The following is a 15,442-nucleotide window of genomic DNA, read 5'->3' as shown; positions in this document are numbered from 1 at the left end:
CCGCGATCCTCGAAGCCGCCGAGGAACACCGCGCCGACGTCATCGGAATGTCCGGCCTCCTGGTCAAATCCACCGTCATCATGAAGGAGAACCTGCAGGAACTGAACCAGCGCGAGCTGGCCGCCCGGTACCCGGTGATCCTCGGCGGCGCCGCCCTCACCCGCGCCTACGTCGAACAGGACCTCCACGAGATCTACCAGGGCGAGGTCCGCTACGCCCGTGACGCCTTCGAGGGCCTGCGCCTCATGGACGCCCTGATCGCCGTCAAGCGCGGTGTCCCCGGCGCGGTACTCCCGGAACTCAAGCCGCGCCGGGTCGCCAAGCGGGACACGGCCGTCCTCCAGGTCGCCGAGCCCGAGCCCGGCGGCCGCTCGGACGTCTCCGTCGACAATCCCGTGCCCACCCCGCCGTTCTGGGGCACCCGGGTCGTCAAGGGCATCCCGCTGAAGGACTACGCCTCCTGGCTCGACGAGGCCGCCCTCTTCAAGGGGCAGTGGGGCCTCAAGCAGAACCGGGCCGGTGACGGCCCCAGCTACGAGGAACTGGTCGAGACGGAGGGTCGCCCCCGGCTGCGCGGCTGGCTGGAGCGCCTGCACACGGAGAACCTCCTGGAAGCGGCCGTCGTCCACGGGTACTTCCCCTGTGTCTCCAAGGGCGACGACCTGATCCTCCTGGACGAGGCGGGCAACGAGCGGACCCGCTTCACCTTCCCCCGCCAGCGCCGGGGCCGCCGCCTCTGCCTCGCGGACTTCTTCCGCCCGGAGGAGTCCGGCGAGACCGATGTCGTCGGCCTCCAGGTCGTCACCGTCGGATCGAGGATCGGCGGGGCCACCGCCGAGCTCTTCGCCTCCGACTCCTACCGCGACTACCTCGAACTCCACGGCCTCTCCGTGCAGCTGGCCGAGGCCCTCGCCGAGTACTGGCACGCGCGCGTCCGCGCCGAGCTGGGCTTCGCGGGCGAGGACCCGGCCGACGTCCGGGACATGTTCGACCTGAAGTACCGGGGCGCCCGCTTCTCCCTCGGCTACGGCGCCTGCCCCGACCTGGAGGACCGCGCGAAGATCGCGGAGCTGCTCCGTCCCGAGCGGATCGGCGTGCACCTCTCGGAGGAGTTCCAGCTCCACCCGGAGCAGTCCACCGACGCCATCGTCATCCACCACCCCGAGGCGAAGTACTTCAACGCCCGCTGACAGGGGGTCGAGGGGGCGCGCGGACTCCGACGGAGGCACGCGCGCCGACTCCGGACGGGCGTACGTGGGCCGATCCGGGGCCGGGCCAGGTGTACGTACGCCGATCCCGGGCCGGACGTACACGCGCCGGATCCGGCCGGGTGCGTACGTACCGGCACGGGACGTGCGTCCGCGCGCCGAACCCGGCCGCGGGCACGTCCACCGACCCCGGCCGGACGTACGGATACCGGCCGGACGGACCCGCCCGTACCGGCCGGACGGTGACCGCCCGTACCGGCCGGACGGTGACCGCCGGTCCCGGCCGGAATCAAATCCGCGCGCCTTCGGTGATCCGGACGTACACTGGTCGGTCCAGTGCAGGCCGGTCCCCCTCCCCGTACCGGGGAAGAGGGGCCGGCCTTCTCGCCCCCCATGGAGGTGTGCCGGATGACCAGTACGGTCCCCGCTTCCCTTGTCCGTACCGACGGCAGCTCCGCCCTGCAGGCGGTCTTCCTCGACATGGACGGGACCCTCGTCGACACCGAGGGCTTCTGGTGGGACGCGGAGGTCGAGGTCTTCGCCGACCTCGGGCACCGGCTGGACGAGGCCTGGCGGGACATCGTCGTCGGCGGTCCGATGACCCGCAGCGCGGGCTACCTCATCGAGTCCACCGGCGCCGACATCACCCTCGACGAGCTGACGGTCCTGCTCAACGAGAAGTTCGAGCAGCGCATCACAGGGGGTGTCCCGCTGATGCCCGGCGCCGAGCGGCTGCTCGCCGAGCTGGCCCGGCACTCCATCCCGACCGCCCTGGTCTCCGCCTCGCACCGGCGGATCATCGACCGGGTCCTGCACTCCCTCGGCCACGACCGCTTCACGCTCACCGTTGCCGGGGACGAGGTCACCCGGACCAAGCCGCACCCCGAGCCGTATCTGACGGCCGCCAGGGGAGTGGGCGCGGACCCGGCGCTCTGCGCCGTCGTGGAGGACACCGCGACCGGTGTGGCGGCGGCCGAGGCGGCGGGCTGCCGGGTCGTGGCGGTGCCCTCCGTCGCCCCGATCGCCTCCTCTCCCGGCCGGGTCGTCGTCCGCTCCCTCGAAGAGGTCGACGTGCCGTTCCTGCGCACATTGATCACCAGGATCTGATCACCGGAGTCCGAGGATTTCCTGAGCCATCCCGGAGGAATGCCTTTTCCGTCGGGGAAAGCGAACAGGCCATTCGCCGAAAAGCCACCCGGGTGACCTTGGTCACCCAGAGTGCCCGTCGGTGGATGGCCTCCTTCCTGTCCGGTACCCGGAACACCCCGATATCGGTGCCCTCATGTGTCCCGATTCGATCACTGCTGTCCGCATCCGTCGACGCATGACTATCGAATCCCACGCATTCATCATCACTCTGCGATTACCCCTCCGTCAGGCCCCGAACCGCTCCCCGTACGGAAATGGCGACGCCGCCCACTAATCTTTCGCGAGTACTTCGCCGCATCACCGCGCGCACCGGCGCACACCCGAGCCGCCCTGCGCGCAGGACCGATCGTGACACCGAGCCGATCGCTCCCGCCCCGACCGGGCGACCCCCGGCGAAGCCCGACCGCCGCACCCCGTGCCGGATGAGGAGACCGTCCCTGATGAACCGCAAGACCCTGGTGCTGCCGGCCGTGGCCGGAATGCTCGTCCCCCTCCTCACCGCCTGCGGCGGCACGGAGGAACAGGGCGCGATCGTCGTCGGCACCACGGACCAGTTCATCGCCACGGAGAACTCGCCCGCCCCGCTCGACCCGGCCTTCGCCTACGACACCGGCGCCTGGAACATCCTGCGCCAGACCGTCCAGACCCTGCTGCACGTGCCCCGCGGCGGCGGCGAGCCCGTCCCCGAGGCCGCCGAGAGCTGCGGATTCTCCGACAGGGCCAGCGAGAGCTACCGCTGCAAGCTCCGCCCCGGCCTCACCTTCGCCGACGGCACGCCCCTCACCGCCGAGGACGTGAAGTTCTCCGTCGACCGCGTCCTGAAGATCAAGTCGGACAACGGCACGGCCGCCCTCCTCTCGAACATCGACACCGTCGAGACCCAGGGCTCCGACCAGGTCGTCTTCCACCTCAAGGCGCCCGACGCCACCTTCCCGTACAAGCTCTCCACCCCGGTCGCGGGCATCCTCAGCAAGGACAAGTACGCCGAGGGCAAGCTCCGCGAGGGCTTCGACGTCGACGGCTCCGGCCCGTACACCGTGAAGGCCGAGCGCGACGGCGGGAAGGCCACCCGCTTCGTCTTCACCAGGAACCCCGCCTACAAGGGCGACATCACCCCGCGCAACGACAAGGTCGAACTGCGCTCCTTCACCGACGCGGGCGCCATGGGCAAGGCCCTGGAGAGCAAGGGCATCGACATGATGGCCCGCTCCCTCTCCCAGCAGCAGATCAAGGACCTCACCGAGAAGCCCCGGGAAGGCATCGAGATGGTCGAGGTCCCCAGCCTGGAGATCCGCTACCTCGGCTTCAACACCAAGGCCCCCTCCGTCCAGGAGAAGGCCGTCCGCCAGGCCATGGCCGCCGTCATCGACCGGGGCGCCCTCGTCAACCTGGTCTACGGCCCCACCGCCGAACCGCTCTACTCGCTGATCCCCTCCAGCATCACCGGCCACGCCACCCCCTTCTACGACAAGTACGGCGAGCCCGACCGCGACCGCGCCGCCGAGATCCTCAAGGACGCGGACGTGAAGACCCCGGTGAAGATCACCCTGAACTACACCACCGACCACTACGGCGCCGAGACCGCCCAGGAGTTCCAGACGCTCAGGAAGCAGCTCGTCGCCAGCGAACTCTTCGACGCCACCGTCAAGGGCACCGAGTGGTCCACCTTCCGCCCCGCCCAGAAGCGCGGCGACTACGCCGTCTACGGCCTCGGCTGGTTCCCGGACTACCCGGACCCGGACAACTACATCGCCCCGTTCCTCGGCCACGACAACTTCCTCAACACCCCGTACGTCAACAAGGTCGTCCGCGACCAGCTCATCCCGCGCTCGCGCCGCGAGGCCGACCGCCCCGCCGCGACCGCGGTCTACCAGCGGATCCAGAAGATCGTCGCCGAGGACGTCCCCGTCCTGCCGCTCTGGCAGGGCAAGCAGTACGTCGCCGCCCGCGACGACCTCAACGGAGTCGAGTACTCCCTCAGCACCTCCTCCGACCTGCTGCTCTGGGAGCTCGGCCGCGGCACCGTCTGACCCGGTCCGACAGGGCGCCCCACCCGGTCCGCGGCCGGTACGACGAAGGGGGGTCCGGCACCCGCCGGACCCCCCTCCGCCACCACCCGCTACTGGCCGTTCGCGCCGGGCCGCACCAGACCGCTCTCGTACGCGTACACCGCCGCCTGCACCCGGTCCCGCAGCCCCAGCTTCGTCAGCACATGGCCCACGTGCGTCTTCACCGTCGTCTCGCTGACGAACAGATCCGCCGCGATCTCCGCGTTCGACAAGCCCCGCGCCACCAGCTTCAGGACCTCCACCTCACGGTCCGTCAAGGTGTTCAGCGTGTCCGGGACCTGCTCCTCGCCCGTCGGCAGATGCGCCGAGTACTTGTCCAGGAGCCGACGCGTGATCGACGGCGCCAGCATCGCCTCACCCGCCGCCACCACCCGGATCGCCTGCACCAGCTCGTTCGCCGGAGCGTCCTTCAGGAGGAAACCGCTCGCCCCCGCCCGCAGCGCCTCCACCACGTACTCGTCCAGGTCGAAGGTCGTCAGGACCAGCACCTTCGCCGGACCGTCCCGCCCCGGACCGGTGATCTGCCGGGTCGCCTCCACCCCGTCCATCCGGGGCATCCGGATGTCCATGAGCACCACGTCCGGCTGGAGCGCCCGCACCTGGTCCTGCGCCTGGAGACCGTCCCCGGCCTCACCCACCACCGCGATGTCCTGCTCCGCCTCCAGAATCATCCGGAAGCCGGTGCGCAGCAGCGGCTGATCGTCGACCAAGAGGACGCGGATCGTCACAAGGGCTCCTTCAGGGGACTCTGCTCACAAGGACGCCGGGGCGCTACACCACCGGCGGGGCCGGGTCCATTCTGCCCTGCCCCGATTCGCCCGACTCCGCCGGGCGCGCAGAAACGATCTTCAACGGATAGACCGGGGGAGTCCCACCGAACTCCGGACACACCGCCCGGTGATCGCACCAGCCGCACAGCTTCGTCGGACGCGCCCGCCAGTCACCCGACTCCGTCGCCGAGGAGATCGCCTCCCACAGCGCCAGCACCTTCCGCTCCACCCGACGCAGATCCGCCTCCACCGGGTCGTACGTGAGCACCTCGCCACTGCCCAGGTACACCAGCTGCAACCGGCGCGGGATCACCCCCCGAAGCCGCCACACCACCAGCGCGTAGAACGTCATCTGGAACAGCGCGCCGTCCCGGTACTCCGGCCGGGGCGCCTTCCCCGTCTTGTAGTCGACGATCCGCACCTCACCCGAGGGCGCCACGTCGATCCGGTCGATCACCCCGCGCAGCCGCAGCCCCGAATCCAGCTCCGTCTCCACGAACAGCTCGCGCTCGGCGGGCTCGAGACGCGTCGGGTCCTCCAGCGTGAACCACCGCTCGACCAGCCGCTCCGCCTCACCCAGCCACTCCGCGAGCCGCGTCCCGCCCAGATCCTCCGCGAACAGCTCGCCCAGCTCGGGCCTGGCCTCCAGGAGCCGGTCCCACTGCCCCGGCACCATCGCCCGAGCCCTCGGCGCCGTCCGGTCCACCGCCGGATCGTCGAAGAGCCGCTCCAGCACGGCGTGCACCAGCGTCCCCCGGGTCGCCGCCTCGCTGGGCCTCTCCGGCAGCCGGTCGATCACCCGGAACCGGTACAGCAGCGGACACTGCATGAAATCGCTCGCCCGCGACGGCGACAACGACATGGGTGCCCGGGGCTCCGGGGTCACCTGCTCGCTCGTACTCATGACGAAGACCCTACGACCCGCCACCGACAACCGGCGGCATACCATCGACCTGGGACCCCGTGGCACTGCATGATCGAACCGTGACGCACCGACGTGGTCACACCATGCGACGAAAGGAACCCGTGAACCAGGACGAGCCCAAGCCGCAGCGGACCGGAGAGCCCGGCGGAGGCATCCTCATGGGCCGCCCCTTCGGCGTGCCCGTCTACGTCGCCCCCAGCTGGTTCCTCGTCGCCGCCCTCATCACCTGGGTGTTCGGCGACCAGATCCAGCGCGTCCTGCCCGAACTCGGCGCCGCGCGCTACCTCGTCTCCCTCTTCTTCGCCGTCGCCTTCTACGCCTCCGTGCTCGTCCACGAACTCGCCCACACCGTCGCCGCGCTCCGCTTCAAGCTCCCCGTGCGCCGCATCCAGCTCCAGTTCTTCGGCGGCGTCTCCGAGATCGAGAAGGAGACCGAGACCCCCGGCCGCGAGTTCGTCCTCGCCTTCGTCGGCCCCCTCCTCTCCCTCGTCCTCGCCGGTGTGTTCTACCTCTCCCTCTACGCCGTCGAGCCCGGCACCGTCCCCGGCGTCCTCGTCGCCGGACTGATGATCTCCAACCTGATCGTCGCGGTCTTCAACCTGCTCCCCGGCCTGCCCCTGGACGGCGGCCGGATGCTCCGCGCCGTCATCTGGAAGATCACCGGCAACGCCATGACCGGCACCGTCGCCGCCGCCTGGGTCGGCCGCGCCCTCGCCGTCCTCGTCCTCATCGGGCTGCCGCTGCTCACCCGCACCGGCCTCCTCGGCAACTCCACCGCCGACATCGGCGGCTTCGAGACCGTCACCGACGCCCTGCTCGCCGCGATCCTCGCCGCGATCATCTGGACCGGCGCGGGCAACAGCCTCCGCATGGCCCGGCTGCGCGAACACCTCCCCGAGCTCCGCGCCCGCAGCCTCACCCGCCGCGCCATCCCCGTCGAACCCGCCACCCCGCTCTCCGAGGCCCTCCGCCGCGCCAACGAGTCCGGCGCCCGCGCCCTCGTCGTCGTCGACGGCCACGGCGACCCCACCGGCATCGTCCGCGAGACCGCCATCGCCGCCGTCCCCGAGCACCGCCGCCCCTGGGTCGCCGTCAGCACCCTCACCCAGGACCTCGCCGACGGCATGAGGGTCCCCGCCGAACTCACCGGCCAGCCCCTCCTCGACCACCTCCGCGCCAGCCCCGCCACCGAATACCTCGTCGTCGAGGAGACCGGCGAGATCTACGGAGTCCTCTCCACCACCGACGTCGAGCGGGCCTTCGTGCAGGCCATGGCGCGACCCTCCTCCTAACACCGGTACTCTGGTCGAATGTCTGAACCGACCGGTGCCGCCCGCCGTCGCGGCCCCTTCAAGGTCGGGGACCAGGTCCAGCTCACCGACCCCAAGGGACGCCACTACACGTTCACGCTCGAGGCCGGGAAGAACTTCCACACCCACAAGGGTTCCTTCCCCCACGACGAGCTGATCGGTGCTCCCGAGGGCAGTGTTGTCCGTACCACGGGAAACGTCGCCTACCTCGCGCTGCGCCCCCTGCTCCCCGACTACGTCCTGTCCATGCCCCGCGGCGCCGCCGTGGTCTATCCGAAGGACGCGGGACAGATCCTCGCCTTCGCCGACATCTTCCCCGGCGCGCGCGTCGTCGAGGCGGGCGTGGGCTCCGGATCGCTCAGCAGCTTCCTGCTCCGCGCCATCGGAGACAGTGGAATGCTGCACTCCTACGAGCGCCGCGAGGACTTCGCCGAGATCGCGAAGGGCAACGTCGAGCGCTACTTCGGCGGCCCGCACCCCGCGTGGCAGCTGACCGTCGGCGACCTCCAGGACAATCTGTCCGACACCGAGGTCGACCGCGTCATCCTGGACATGCTCGCTCCCTGGGAGTGCCTGGAGGCCGTCTCCAAGGCGCTCGTCCCCGGCGGCATCCTCTGCTGCTACGTGGCGACCACCACCCAGCTCGCCCGCACCGTGGAGTCCATCCGCGAGTTCGGCTGCTACGCCGAGCCGCAGCCCTGGGAATCCATGATCCGCAACTGGCACGTCGAGGGCCTGGCCGTCCGCCCCGATCACCGCATGATCGGCCACACCGGCTTCCTCGTCACCGCCCGTCGCCTCGCGGACGGGGTCGAGCCCCCGATGCGCCGCCGCCGCCCCGCCAAGGGCGCCTACGGCGAGGACTACGAGGGCCCCAACAAGGGCTGACGTCCCGACATCCACGGCACGCCGCCGTCGAGTCCCCGCCCCGCGCGCGGAGACCCGGCGGCGGCGTCCTCACGTTCCGCGCCCCCGCGGGGAACGGTCCCTGCCGCCGAGGGGGGAACGGTCCCCGCCGAGCGGGAAACCGTCCCCGCCGGGCCCCACCCCCGGATGTTCCGTCCCCCTGTGACGTATGGCACGATGCCGGAAACCGCCGCACACCCCTTACAGGAGACGTCTCGCGTGCAGCCCTCCGCCGCCCCGGACCTCGCGGACCTCGCCCACACCCGCGCCCGGCCGGCCCACTGGCTGGCCACCGCGACCGTGACCGCCGCGGTCGTCGCCCTCGCCGGACTGCTCCAGCCCGACTCCGCCGGAGCGGGCGCGGCCCCCGCGGCCCCGCGCCCGGCGCCCGCGCCCCAGGCCGCCGGAGTCTCCTACCCGCTGGAGTGCCGGGGCGCCCCGCACACCGTCGCCCGGCAGGCTTCCGGGGACCTCGACGGGGACGGCGACCCCGAGACCGTTGCGGTCGTGCACTGCGAAGCGGGCTCCGGCACCCCGCCGAGCGGCGTCTACGTCCTCACCCGGGGAAAGGGGACGGGAGCACCCGCGCGCGTGGTGGCCACGCTCGTCGCGCCCGAACTGCACAAGAGCGTCGCCCGGCTCGCGGTACGCGACGGGGCGGTCCTCGCCACCCTGCTCGGATACTCGTCCCTCGACGTCCCCAGCTGCTGCCCCGACGAGAAGGAGCAGGTCAGCTGGCGCTGGAAGGGCGGCGCCTTCATACGCTCCGGACCGGCCGACGCGTACGGCGCCTGACCCTCACTCCGCGTCGGGGCCGTACACCTCGACCCGGTCCGTGACCCGGCGCACATGGATGCAGTCGCCGGGACACTCCTTCGCGGAGTCCACCACGTCCTGGAGCAGGGTCAGCGGCACCGGGGTGGTGGCACCCACGTCCTGGAGCAGTTCGTCGTCGGCGCTCTTCACATAAGCGAGCCCGTCGATGTCCAGTTCGAAGACCTCGGGAGCGTACTGCGCGCAGATCCCGTCCCCGGTGCACAGGTCCTGGTCGATCCAGACCTCCAGCGCCTCCTCGGCGCCCGTGGACGGAACCTCGTGCTGCACGGTCATATCTCCTGCCGTTTCTGCTTCACGTTCTGCTTCTCGCGGGTAAGTCGGGCCGACCCGGAAGGGTGTTGGCCCAGGACGACGATACAACCGCCCGCTTTCAAGCCGCGAAGGGTGGGTATTCCCCTGGCGAGAGGGGAAGCGCAAGGGTGAAGATCGGACACTCCCCGGAGTCTTTTTGATCTAGGGGTTTCAATCACCACCCACGCAGGTAGGGTCAGGAAGCGTCCAGCTCCCCTTGGAGGAGGTGAGGACCGTGGCAGCCCACGACGACGACATCAACCGCGGCATCCGGCCGGGGCGGGGGTCTGAGGACCCCGCCGGCCAGGTTGCCTATCTCGAGCAGGAAATCGCCGTCCTGCGCCGCAAGCTCGCCGACTCTCCGCGTCATACGAGGATTCTCGAAGAGCGGATCGTCGAGCTGCAGACGAATCTGGCCGGCGTGTCCGCGCAGAACGAACGACTCGCGAACACGCTTCGTGAGGCCCGCGACCAGATCGTGGCCCTCAAGGAGGAGGTCGACCGGCTCGCGCAGCCGCCGGCCGGCTTCGGTGTCTTCCTGCAGGCCAACGAGGACGGCACGTGCGACATCTTCACCGGGGGCCGCAAGCTCCGGGTGAACGTCAGCCCGAGCATCGAGCTCGATGAGCTCAGGCGCGGCCAGGAAGTCATGCTCAACGAGGCGCTCAACGTGGTCGAGGCCATGCAGTTCGAGCGCGCCGGGGACATCGTCACCCTCAAGGAAGTCCTTGAGGACGGCGAGCGGGCCCTGGTGGTCGGGCACACCGACGAGGAGCGGGTGGTGAGGCTCGCCGAGCCTCTGCTGGACGTCACCATCCGCCCCGGCGACGCCCTGCTGCTCGACTCCAGGTCCGGCTACGTCTACGAGGTGGTCCCCAAGAGCGAGGTCGAAGAGCTCGTCCTGGAAGAGGTCCCGGACGTCGACTACGAGAAGATCGGCGGTCTGGGCAACCAGATCGAGCTGATCCGCGACGCGGTCGAGCTGCCCTACCTCCACCCGGACCTCTTCAAGGAGCACGAACTGCGGCCGCCCAAGGGCATCCTGCTCTACGGGCCGCCCGGCTGCGGCAAGACGCTGATCGCGAAGGCCGTGGCCAACTCCCTGGCCAAGAAGGTCGCCGAGGTGACCGGACAGCCCGCGGGGAAGTCGTACTTCCTCAACATCAAGGGACCCGAGCTCCTCAACAAGTACGTCGGTGAGACCGAGCGGCACATCCGCCTCGTCTTCCAGCGTGCCCGGGAGAAGGCGAGCGAGGGCACCCCCGTCATCGTCTTCTTCGACGAGATGGAATCGCTCTTCCGGACCCGTGGCTCCGGCGTCAGCTCGGACGTGGAGAACACCATCGTCCCGCAGCTGCTCGCCGAGATCGACGGCGTGGAGGGCCTGGAGAACGTCATCGTCATCGGCGCCTCCAACCGCGAGGACATGATCGACCCCGCGATCCTGCGGCCCGGCCGTCTCGACGTCAAGATCAAGATCGAGCGTCCGGACGCGGAGGCGGCGAAGGACATCTTCGCCAAATACCTGACCGCCTCCCTGCCGCTCCACCCGGACGACATCTCCGAGCACAGCGGCTCGAAGGCGGCCGCCGCCCACGGAATGATCCAGTCCGTCGTCGAGCAGATGTACGCGGAATCCGAGGAGAACCGCTTCCTCGAAGTCACGTACGCCAACGGCGACAAGGAAGTCCTGTACTTCAAGGACTTCAACTCCGGCGCGATGATCCAGAACATCGTCGACCGGGCCAAGAAGATGGCCATCAAGGCCTTCCTCGACCACAACCAGAAGGGCATCCGGGTCTCCCACCTCCTCCAGGCGTGCGTGGACGAGTTCAAGGAGAACGAGGACCTGCCCAACACCACCAACCCCGACGACTGGGCCCGGATCTCCGGAAAGAAGGGAGAGCGGATCGTGTACATCCGCACTCTCGTCACCGGAAAGCAGGGCGCGGACACCGGACGCTCCATCGACACGGTGGCCAATACCGGCCAGTACCTGTAGAACGCCCACCGGCTGCGGATGTCCGGAAACCGGGCATCCGCAGCCGTCGCATTTCCCCTCCGGCAATTCCCGCCGGTCCGGAAAACACCGCAAGTGATCTCCACACAGGCGCGGAGCCGTTCTAGGCTCTTCGGTAAAGCCGAGTCGCGCACAGTGAGCGCCGCCGGGCAAGGAGGGCCGCATGACCGTACGGCGAGTGATGGGCATCGAGACGGAGTACGGGATCTCCGTCCCGGGACACCCGAACGCCAATGCCATGCTCACCTCGTCCCAGATCGTCAACGCCTACGCGGCGGCGATGCACCGGGCGCGGCGCGCCCGCTGGGACTTCGAGGAGGAGAACCCGCTGCGGGACGCCCGCGGCTTCGACCTCGCCCGCGAGGTGGCCGACTCCAGCCAGCTCACCGACGAGGACATCGGTCTGGCCAATGTGATCCTCACCAACGGGGCCCGGCTCTACGTCGACCACGCCCACCCCGAGTACAGCTCGCCCGAGGTCACCAACCCGCGCGACGCCGTCCTCTGGGACAAGGCGGGCGAGCGGATCATGGCCGAGGCCGCCGAGCGCGCCGCGCAGCTCCCCGGCGCCCAGCCGATCCACCTCTACAAGAACAACACCGACAACAAGGGCGCCTCGTACGGCACGCACGAGAACTACCTGATGAAGCGGGAGACCCCCTTCTCGGACATCGTGCGCCACCTCACGCCGTTCTTCGTCTCCCGTCAGGTGGTGACCGGCGCGGGCCGGGTCGGCATCGGCCAGGACGGCCGGGAGGACGGCTTCCAGATCAGCCAGCGCGCCGACTACTTCGAGGTCGAGGTGGGTCTGGAGACCACCCTGAAGCGGCCCATCATCAACACCCGGGACGAGCCGCACGCCGACGCGGAGAGGTACCGCCGCCTGCACGTGATCATCGGCGACGCGAACCTCTCGGAGATCTCGACGTACCTGAAGCTCGGCACCACCGCGCTGGTCCTGTCGATGATCGAGGACGGGTTCATCACCGTGGACCTCGCCGTCGACCAGCCCGTACGCACCCTCCACCAGGTGTCGCACGATCCGACGCTCCAGTACCTGGTCACGCTCCGCAGCGGCCGGACGCTCACCGCCGTACAGCTCCAGATGGAGTACTTCGAGCTGGCCAGGAAGTACGTGGACGAGCGGTACGGCTCGGACGCCGACGAGCAGACCAAGGACGTCCTGACCCGCTGGGAGGACACGCTCAACCGGCTGGAGAACGACCCGATGAGCCTGGCGGGCGAGCTGGACTGGATCGCCAAGCGGGAGCTCATGGAGGGCTACCGGCGCCGGGACGGCCTGGACTGGGACGCGGCCCGGCTGCATCTGGTCGACCTCCAGTACGCGGACGTGCGTCCCGAGAAGGGCCTGTACAACCGTCTGGCGGCCCGGGGGCGGATGAAGCGCCTCCTGGACGAGACCGAGGTGGAGCGGGCCGAGACGGCGCCTCCGGAGGACACCAGGGCCTACTTCCGGGGCCGCTGCCTGGCGCAGTACGCCGACGACGTCGCCGCGGCCTCCTGGGACTCGGTGATCTTCGACCTGCCCGGCCGGGACTCGCTCCAGCGCGTGCCGACCCTGGAGCCGCTGCGCGGCACCAAGGCCCATGTGAAATCGCTCCTGGACCGCTGCCGGACCGCTGAGGAACTGGTCCGCGTGCTGTCGGGCGGATGATCGGGAGCCGGAATCGGGCCTGAAAGGACCCGCTGCTGGGAATCATGGAAGCAGTGCCCGGACGTTGTGGAAACTGCGGGGCCGATGTCGGACCCGCCCTATAGGGTCTGATCTTGAAGGACTCGACCGAGCGGGCCGATTCGAGCGGGGTGAGGGATATGGCGACCAAGGACACCGGCGGCGGACAGCAGAAGGCGACGCGTTCCACGGAGGAGGTCGAGGAGACCACCACGGAGGTGAGCTCCGACCTCCAGGAGCGCCAGGAGAAGCTCAGCGACGACGTGGACTCCGTACTGGACGAGATCGACGACGTCCTCGAGGAGAACGCCGAGGACTTCGTCCGGAGCTTCGTGCAGAAGGGCGGCGAGTAGCCGCTCCACGCGCCTTGTGGTCCTCCGTCCCCGGAGCCCCGGTGAAAGCCGTGGCTCCGGGGACGGATGACAAGCGGTGGCACGGGTAATGTCCGTGCACAGCAATCAAGATCGGCCGGCGCACTCCCACGGCGGGCCGACTCTCCCACCCGGAAGGAATCGCGTGGAAGCCAACCCTCGTAGCACCGGGCGTCTGCCGGCGGCCTTCCTGACGCCGGGCTCGTCCTCGTTCATCGATTTTCTGGCGGACCACTCGCCGCAGTCGCTGCCGGGCGGCAGGAAGCTCCCGGAGGGGATCGTCGAGGCCCCGCACGGGACGACCATCGTGGCCGCCACGTTCGCCGGTGGTGTGGTGCTCGCCGGTGACCGCCGGGCCACCATGGGCAACATGATCGCGCAGCGGGACATCGAGAAGGTGTTCCCGGCCGACGAGTTCTCCGCCGTCGGCATCGCCGGCACCGCCGGTCTCGCCGTGGAGATGGTCAAGCTGTTCCAGCTGGAGCTGGAGCACTTCGAGAAGGTGGAGGGCGTCACGCTCTCCCTGGAGGGCAAGGCGAACCGTCTCTCCACCATGATCCGGGGCAATCTGGGCATGGCCATGCAGGGGCTCGCCGTCGTCCCGCTCTTCGCGGGCTGGGACGAGGTGAAGGAGAAGGGCCGGATCTTCTCCTACGACGTCACCGGCGGCCGTTCCGAGGAGCACGGGTACGCCGCGACCGGTTCCGGCTCGATCTTCGCTCGCGGGTCGATGAAGAAGCTCTACCGCCCCGAACTGACCGCGGAGCAGGCCACCACCCTGGTCGTGCAGGCGCTCTACGACGCGGCGGACGACGACTCGGCGACCGGCGGTCCCGATCTCGCGCGCGGGATCTTCCCCATCGTCACGGTCATCACGGAGGACGGCTACCGCAGGCTCACCGAGCCGGAGTCCTCGGCACTGGCCCGGTCGGTCACCGAGCGGCGCCTGGAGCAGCCCGACGGGCCGCGCGCCGCCCTGCTCTGACCACCCGCCGCCCGACAGCAGCCCAGAAGAAAGGGACGGACCGCCGGTGTCCACTCCGTTCTACGTCTCACCCCAGCAGGCCATGGCCGACCGGGCGGAGTACGCCCGCAAGGGCATCGCCCGAGGCCGCAGCCTGGTCGTCCTCCAGTACACCGACGGGATCGTCTTCGTCGGCGAGAACCCGTCGCGCGCGCTGCACAAGTTCAGCGAGATCTACGACCGGATCGGCTTCGCGGCCGCCGGCAAGTACAACGAGTACGAGAACCTCCGGATCGGCGGCGTCCGCTACGCCGACCTGCGGGGCTACACCTACGACCGGGGCGACGTGACCGCGCGCGGCCTTGCCAACGTCTACGCCCAGACGCTGGGGACGATCTTCTCCAGCGCGGGGGAGAAGCCGTACGAGGTGGAGCTGGTCGTCGCCGAGGTCGGCGCCGAGCCGGCCGGGGACCAGATCTACCGGCTCCCGCACGACGGCTCGATCGTGGACGAGCACGGCTCGGTCGCCGTCGGTGGCAACGCGGAGCAGATCGGCACCTTCCTGGACCAGCGGCACCGGGACGGGATGTCGCTGGCCGAGGCCCTGAAGCTGGCCGTGCAGGCGCTGTCCCGCGACACCAACGGCACGGAGCGGGAGATCCCCGCCGAGCGCCTGGAGGTGGCGGTCCTGGACCGTACGCGCCCGCAGCAGCGCAAGTTCAAGCGGATCGTCGGCCGTCAGCTGTCCCGTCTCCTGGAGGCGGACAACGCGGCGGCGGCGAAGACGGACGAGCCCTCGGACGAGGCTCCCGAGGAGTAGACGCTCCCTTTCGGAGGGGCCCCGGTGCGCGTGTGCGGACCGGGGCCCCTCCGGCGTGCGCGGCCGTCCCGAGAGCGCCGTGCCGCGCCGGGCTCCTTCCGGCCGCCGG

General features: G+C 69.9%; 14 protein-coding genes. 11 read left to right on the top strand and 3 right to left on the bottom strand.

What is annotated here, in order from left to right; genetic code table 11:
* The 3 genes from ACIO92_RS23605 to ACIO92_RS23595 form a co-directional block, all read left to right on the top strand.
* Positions 1–1,190, top strand: a 1,190-nt coding sequence (locus tag ACIO92_RS23605) for a vitamin B12 dependent-methionine synthase activation domain-containing protein (RefSeq protein WP_401237674.1), incomplete at its 5' end; no start/stop codon positions are given.
* Positions 1,191–1,616: 426 nt separating this feature from the next.
* Positions 1,617–2,315 (top strand): HAD family phosphatase, encoded by a 699-nt coding sequence (locus ACIO92_RS23600; protein WP_366442348.1) that lies wholly within the window; start codon positions 1,617–1,619, stop codon positions 2,313–2,315.
* A gap of 482 nt (positions 2,316–2,797) precedes the next feature.
* Positions 2,798–4,387 (top strand): ABC transporter substrate-binding protein, encoded by a 1,590-nt coding sequence (locus ACIO92_RS23595; RefSeq protein WP_366442349.1) that lies wholly within the window; start codon positions 2,798–2,800, stop codon positions 4,385–4,387.
* 89 nt (positions 4,388–4,476) lie between these two features.
* Here ACIO92_RS23595 and ACIO92_RS23590 read toward each other — a convergent pair whose 3' ends face one another.
* The gene (locus ACIO92_RS23590; protein WP_073915076.1) at positions 4,477–5,154 is read right to left on the bottom strand and encodes a response regulator transcription factor; all 678 of its coding nucleotides are present in this window, start codon (positions 5,152–5,154) and stop codon (positions 4,477–4,479) included.
* Between the two features lie 43 nt (positions 5,155–5,197).
* The gene (locus ACIO92_RS23585) at positions 5,198–6,100 is read right to left on the bottom strand and encodes a PD-(D/E)XK nuclease family protein (RefSeq protein WP_366442350.1); all 903 of its coding nucleotides are present in this window, start codon (positions 6,098–6,100) and stop codon (positions 5,198–5,200) included.
* Between the two features lie 104 nt (positions 6,101–6,204).
* Between ACIO92_RS23585 and ACIO92_RS23580 the strand changes: the two genes are divergently transcribed.
* The 3 genes from ACIO92_RS23580 (at position 6,205) to ACIO92_RS23570 (ending at position 9,132) form a co-directional block, all read left to right on the top strand.
* Complete coding sequence (locus ACIO92_RS23580) at positions 6,205–7,413, top strand: site-2 protease family protein (RefSeq protein WP_366442528.1); 1,209 nt, start codon at positions 6,205–6,207, stop codon at positions 7,411–7,413.
* Positions 7,414–7,431: 18 nt separating this feature from the next.
* Positions 7,432–8,319, top strand: coding sequence for a tRNA (adenine-N1)-methyltransferase (locus tag ACIO92_RS23575; protein WP_351792286.1), 888 nt, complete (start codon positions 7,432–7,434; stop codon positions 8,317–8,319).
* 195 nt (positions 8,320–8,514) lie between these two features.
* Complete coding sequence (locus ACIO92_RS23570) at positions 8,515–9,132, top strand: hypothetical protein (RefSeq protein ID WP_366442529.1); 618 nt, start codon at positions 8,515–8,517, stop codon at positions 9,130–9,132.
* Between the two features lie 3 nt (positions 9,133–9,135).
* Here the strand turns inward: ACIO92_RS23570 and ACIO92_RS23565 are convergent, their stop codons facing one another.
* Complete coding sequence (locus tag ACIO92_RS23565) at positions 9,136–9,447, bottom strand: ferredoxin (RefSeq protein WP_402282489.1); 312 nt, start codon at positions 9,445–9,447, stop codon at positions 9,136–9,138.
* A 253-nt stretch (positions 9,448–9,700) separates the two neighbouring features.
* Here ACIO92_RS23565 and arc point away from each other — a divergent pair, with 253 nt between their 5' ends.
* From arc to prcA, 5 genes are all read left to right on the top strand, one after another.
* Entirely contained in the window at positions 9,701–11,467 is a 1,767-nt protein-coding gene (arc, locus tag ACIO92_RS23560; protein ID WP_366442353.1) for a proteasome ATPase, read from the top strand.
* 181 nt (positions 11,468–11,648) lie between these two features.
* The gene (gene dop, locus ACIO92_RS23555) at positions 11,649–13,160 is read left to right on the top strand and encodes a depupylase/deamidase Dop (protein WP_366442354.1); all 1,512 of its coding nucleotides are present in this window, start codon (positions 11,649–11,651) and stop codon (positions 13,158–13,160) included.
* A 158-nt stretch (positions 13,161–13,318) separates the two neighbouring features.
* Positions 13,319–13,531, top strand: coding sequence for a ubiquitin-like protein Pup (locus ACIO92_RS23550; RefSeq protein WP_366442530.1), 213 nt, complete (start codon positions 13,319–13,321; stop codon positions 13,529–13,531).
* Between the two features lie 163 nt (positions 13,532–13,694).
* On the top strand, positions 13,695–14,534 hold the full coding sequence (prcB, locus tag ACIO92_RS23545) for a proteasome subunit beta (RefSeq protein ID WP_366442355.1): 840 nt from the start codon (positions 13,695–13,697) through the stop codon (positions 14,532–14,534).
* 46 nt (positions 14,535–14,580) lie between these two features.
* A complete protein-coding gene (prcA, locus tag ACIO92_RS23540) occupies positions 14,581–15,333 on the top strand; it encodes a proteasome subunit alpha (RefSeq protein ID WP_366442356.1) in 753 nt (250 codons plus the stop codon).
* Positions 15,334–15,442 lie beyond the last annotated feature (109 nt).

The sequence above is a fragment of the Streptomyces sp. NPDC087215 genome, from assembly GCF_044744885.1.
Lineage (GTDB): Bacteria > Actinomycetota > Actinomycetes > Streptomycetales > Streptomycetaceae > Streptomyces.
Note: the sequence above shows the minus strand (reverse complement) of the source record. Positions and strands in the feature narration are given on the sequence as shown.